This window comes from Daejeonella sp. (genome assembly GCF_044348475.1).
Classification (GTDB): Bacteria; Bacteroidota; Bacteroidia; order Sphingobacteriales; family Sphingobacteriaceae; genus Daejeonella.
Genome location: NZ_JBIKSU010000117.1, coordinates 1 through 4815 on the forward strand (window position 1 = coordinate 1; position 4815 = coordinate 4815).

Consider the following 4815-nt stretch of genomic DNA (forward strand, 5'->3'; position numbering starts at 1 on the left):
AGGAGTTAGTACTGATGAGATGAATGAGATATTTATGATTGCAAATTTGGTTGGTGGATCAATCGTTATTCCACACTACCGTAGGGCGCTTGAGTATTGGGAAGAGTTGAACAGATAATTCAAATTTGAACTATCACTGAAATTAGTTAGCTTTCTATTGTTAAAATGAATAAAAAAAGTTGGATCTAAATAAAAATATAATCAGGTGCGCCTGGTGTGGTACAGATCCATTATATGTACGGTATCATGATCAGGAATGGGGCAAACCCGTTTATGATGATCAAACTTTGTTTGAATTTCTTATTCTGGAAAGTGCACAAGCTGGATTAAGCTGGATTACCATTTTAAGAAAACGTGAAAATTATCGAAAAGCATTTGCAAATTTTGACACTCAAAAAGTAGCAGAATTCACAGAACAAGACGTTAAACGCTTATTAATAGATGAAGGTATAATTAGAAATAGGTTAAAGATAAATTCTAGCATCAGCAATGCCAGATTATTTATGGAAATTCAGCAAAATTTTGGATCATTTTCAAATTATATCTGGGGGTTTTTACCCGATAAAAAACCAATAATAAATACCTGGAAAGATCATAAGAATGCTCCGGCAAGAACTGAGCTTTCAGACCGTATAAGTTTAGACATGAAAAAAAGAGGGTTTAAATTTTTTGGTACAACCATCTGCTATGCTTATATGCAAGCAACAGGAATGATAAATGACCATATCGAAGGCTGCATAGCCAGATAAAAAATAGAGGTATTTTACCTCAAAAAGATTACTATTCAAATGAAAAAACTATTTCTCTTAGATGCATTTGCATTAATATACCGGGCCCATTTTGCCCTTAGCAAAAATCCCAGATTCACTTCGAGTGGCTTGAACACATCGGCTATCATGGGATTCACAAACACCCTGCTGGAAGTTTTGAAAAAGGAAAATCCAAGTCATATGGCCGTGGTATTTGACACTTCAGCTCCCACTGAGCGTCACACCGATTTTGCTGCCTATAAGGCACACCGCGAGGCAATGCCAGAAGATCTATCAGCAGCCATTCCTTACATCGTCCGATTAATAGAAGGTTTTAATATCCCTGTAATTTTTTCAGATGGATATGAAGCCGATGACCTGATTGGAACTTTAGCCAAAAAAGCCGAAAAAGAGGGTTTTACTGTATACTGTATGACACCCGATAAGGATTTTGGCCAGCTAGTTTCTGAAAATATTTTCATTTATAAGCCCGCAAGAATGGGTAATGGGATGGAGATTCTGGGCGTAAAAGAGATCCTTGAAAAATGGGAAATTGATCATGTTGAACAAGTAATCGATATTCTTGGGCTTTGGGGAGACGCAGTCGACAATATCCCAGGAATACCTGGTATTGGTGAAAAAACAGCAAAACTACTGATCAAACAATATGGTTCAATAGAGAATATCATTAAAAATAGTCATGAACTTAAAGGTAAATTAAAAGAGAACGTTGAAAATTTTGCAGAACAGGGTCTAATTTCTAAAAAACTGGCAACAATTCTACTCAATGCTCCAGTTGATCTGGATGTTGATGCATTACATGTTGACCAACCTAATCGTGAAGTATTAGAGGCTCTTTTTGCTGAACTCGAGTTTCGTACACTTGGTCGTCGAGTGTTTGGAGAAGAGTTCAATGTTGCTGAAGTTAAGACTGCCACAACAAAAAACGGTCAAATGGATCTTTTTGGAGCTAATAATTTGCAGAATGATACGACTGAAAATGACAGAAATGATTCAAACCATGCCGATGCTCCAGTAGTTTTTAAAAACATTCACAACACTGCTCATCACTATGATCTGGCCGATACCTTTGAAAAAAGAGCATCCCTCATTACTTTATTAGCCTCTCAAAAATCATTCTGTTTTGACACTGAAACAACCAGCCTGGATGCCAACGATTGTGAGCTGGTTGGCCTTTCATTCAGTATCAAACCAGGTGAGGGATGGTATATTCCATTATCTACAGATCAAACTGATTGTCAAAATACCTTGAATGAATTCAAGTGTGTACTTGAAAATCCTCAAATAGGCAAAATCGGGCAGAATCTGAAATATGATATTCTTGTTCTTAACTGGTATGGTATTCATGTTCAGGGCGAGCTTTTTGATACCATGCTTGCACATTACCTGATTGATCCAGATTCCCGCCATAACATGGACTTACTTGCCGAAAACTATCTTCAATATAGCCCGGTGAGTATCACTAGTCTGATTGGCCAAAAAGGCAAAAACCAGGGAAGTATGCGGGATATTGATGTTGAACTGGTTAAGGAGTATGCAGCCGAAGATGCCGACATTACCCTTCAATTAAAAAATACGTTCGAACCTATACTTAAATCTGTAAATGCATGGAAATTAGCAGTTGAGATTGAAAATCCGCTGGTTTATGTCCTCGCTGACATTGAGCGTGAAGGTGTAAAAATAGATCAGAATGCACTCGTAGAAATTTCTAAAATTCTTGAAACAGATTTAAGACAACTCGAAAAAACTATATATGAAAAAGCTGGCGTAAAATTCAATATCGCATCTCCAAAACAATTGGGAGAAGTACTTTTTGATAAACTTATGCTAGACCCTCAGGCAAAAAAAACAAAAACAGGGCAGTACCAAACTGGTGAAGAAGTACTTAGCAGGCTCGCAAATAAAAGTGATATTGTTGCAGATATCCTTGATTTCAGGCAGCTTCAAAAGCTTAAATCAACCTATGTTGATGCATTGCCACAAATGATCAATAAGAAAACAGGCCGAATTCATACTTCCTACAATCAGGCTGTTGCAGCCACCGGAAGATTAAGTTCAAATAACCCCAACCTGCAAAATATTCCAGTGCGTACCGAGCGGGGTAAAGAAGTGCGAAAAGCTTTTATCCCTAGAGATAAAGATCATGTTCTACTTTCGGCCGATTATTCCCAGATTGAATTAAGGATCATTGCAGAAATCAGCAAGGATGAAAACATGATGGAAGCCTTTGTTCAGGGCCATGATATTCATACCGCCACGGCAGCAAAGGTTTATGGAATTAGCCTAGAAGAAGTAAGCTCTAACCAAAGAAGAAATGCAAAAGCTGTAAACTTTGGAATTATTTATGGGCAATCCGCATTTGGACTTTCGCAAAATCTGGGTATCCCAAGAAAAGAGGCAGGCGAAATAATTGAAAACTATTTCAATACCTATCCCGGAATTAAGAAATACATGAACGATACCATGAATTTTGCCAGAGAAAATGGATATGTTGAAACAATCATGGGCAGAAGACGTTACCTAAGAGATATCAATTCAGCTAACCAGACGGTACGCGGCTTTGCAGAACGAAATGCAATAAATGCCCCAATACAGGGCTCTGCTGCAGATATGATCAAAATCGCAATGATACGAATTCATCAAGATATCATTGACCAAAAGCTGAATTCTAAAATGACCATGCAGGTACATGACGAATTAGTATTCGATGTGCCGAAGGCAGAAATTGAGATCATGAAAAATATCATTGAAAGCCGCATGAAAAATGCAATTGACATGAAAGTACCCATTCTGGTTGAAGTTGGCCAAGGCAGTAATTGGCTTGAAGCACATTAATTTTATGCTTGAATTTAATGGGTGTTATGGATACGAATATTCTGAAATTAGTACTTTATTAATCGTCATCCGAAACTGAATTCTGCCCACTTCCGGAATACGCACTTCTTCGAACAACCGGCATGCCCGCTGCATTAAAAAGCTCATCCAGTTTTAACAGACTCCCATTGGTAAGATTACTTAACAAAATAACGGTCACATCTTTATCTAACTGTCTAAGATAAATATGTCGAAATCCATGCCACCAGCCGGTATGATATACTACTTTATGCTTACCATCAACAAAGGTTCGCCATCCATAACCATAATTGAAATGGCCTCTCTGCATCTCATTTCGAGGAGCATAAATTGAATCCATAGTTGATGTTTCTACTAAACTGCCCTTACGCATAGCCCTGTCAAACAGATACAGATCATGTAGTGTACTATAAATCCCTTTGTCTCCTACGGGGCCATCAAGAAAATTCTGTGCCACAGAGCGACGCCACGTTCTGTCGTGACCAACCACATCTACCGGGATCTTAGTATATTCTGCCTTAGAATAAACTGCTGTTTGCTTCATTCCAAGTGGCTTAAAAATATGTTCAGCCATAAATTGTGAGAATTTCTGCCCGCTAACCTTTTCAATAATAGCCCCTAAAACCATATAATTTGAGTTATTATAATGGAATTTTCGATCTGGTTTCATGTAAGGTGCAGGTTTGTGCTCTGCAATTAACTTCATAACATCCTGATTGGTAATACCAGGACGCTCATCTTTCTTTTGAGCCTTCCAGAGATCGTCAACGAAATATACATAATTCATCATACCAGATCGGTGGGTCAGCAATTGTTTAACCGTAATGCCATCATAAGGAAAATCAGGAAAAAATTCTTTAACATCCTGATTTAAATTGAGTTTTCCATCTTCAACCAACATCATTACTGCTGTAGAAGTAAAGATTTTGGTCACTGATGCCAGCTCAAACACTGAGTTTATTTTCAAACTGTCGCGATGTAAATGATCTGCCCAACCAATTGCCTTCTCATAAATAATTTTTCCGTTTTTTGCGACCAGTACATTTCCATTAAAACCAGATCTTCGGTGAAGATTCATCATAAATTCATCAATTCTTTTATCTGCCTTTTTGGGGTTATAGATTAAAGCTATGCTATCTACTTGCTCATCAGAAAGCGTTCTCTTCTTTCTTTTTTCAAAAGGAGTGGAACT

The 4815-nt window shown here is 37.7% G+C and carries 3 protein-coding genes; 2 read left to right on the plus strand and 1 reads right to left on the minus strand.

Features of this window, described 5'->3' with window-relative positions; all coding sequences use genetic code 11:
* Positions 1-179: 179 nt before the first annotated feature.
* A complete protein-coding gene (locus ACIQZ6_RS11920; RefSeq protein ID WP_395811384.1) occupies positions 180-749 on the plus strand; it encodes a DNA-3-methyladenine glycosylase I in 570 nt (189 codons plus the stop codon).
* A 39-nt stretch (positions 750-788) separates the two neighbouring features.
* Positions 789-3605: a DNA polymerase I gene (gene polA, locus ACIQZ6_RS11925; protein WP_395811386.1), complete on the plus strand. Its 2817-nt coding sequence runs from the start codon at positions 789-791 to the stop codon at positions 3603-3605.
* Positions 3606-3663: 58 nt separating this feature from the next.
* Here the strand turns inward: polA and ACIQZ6_RS11930 are convergent.
* Positions 3664-4815 (minus strand): serine hydrolase domain-containing protein (locus tag ACIQZ6_RS11930; RefSeq protein WP_395811388.1); only part of this gene is annotated, 1152 nt, incomplete at its 5' end.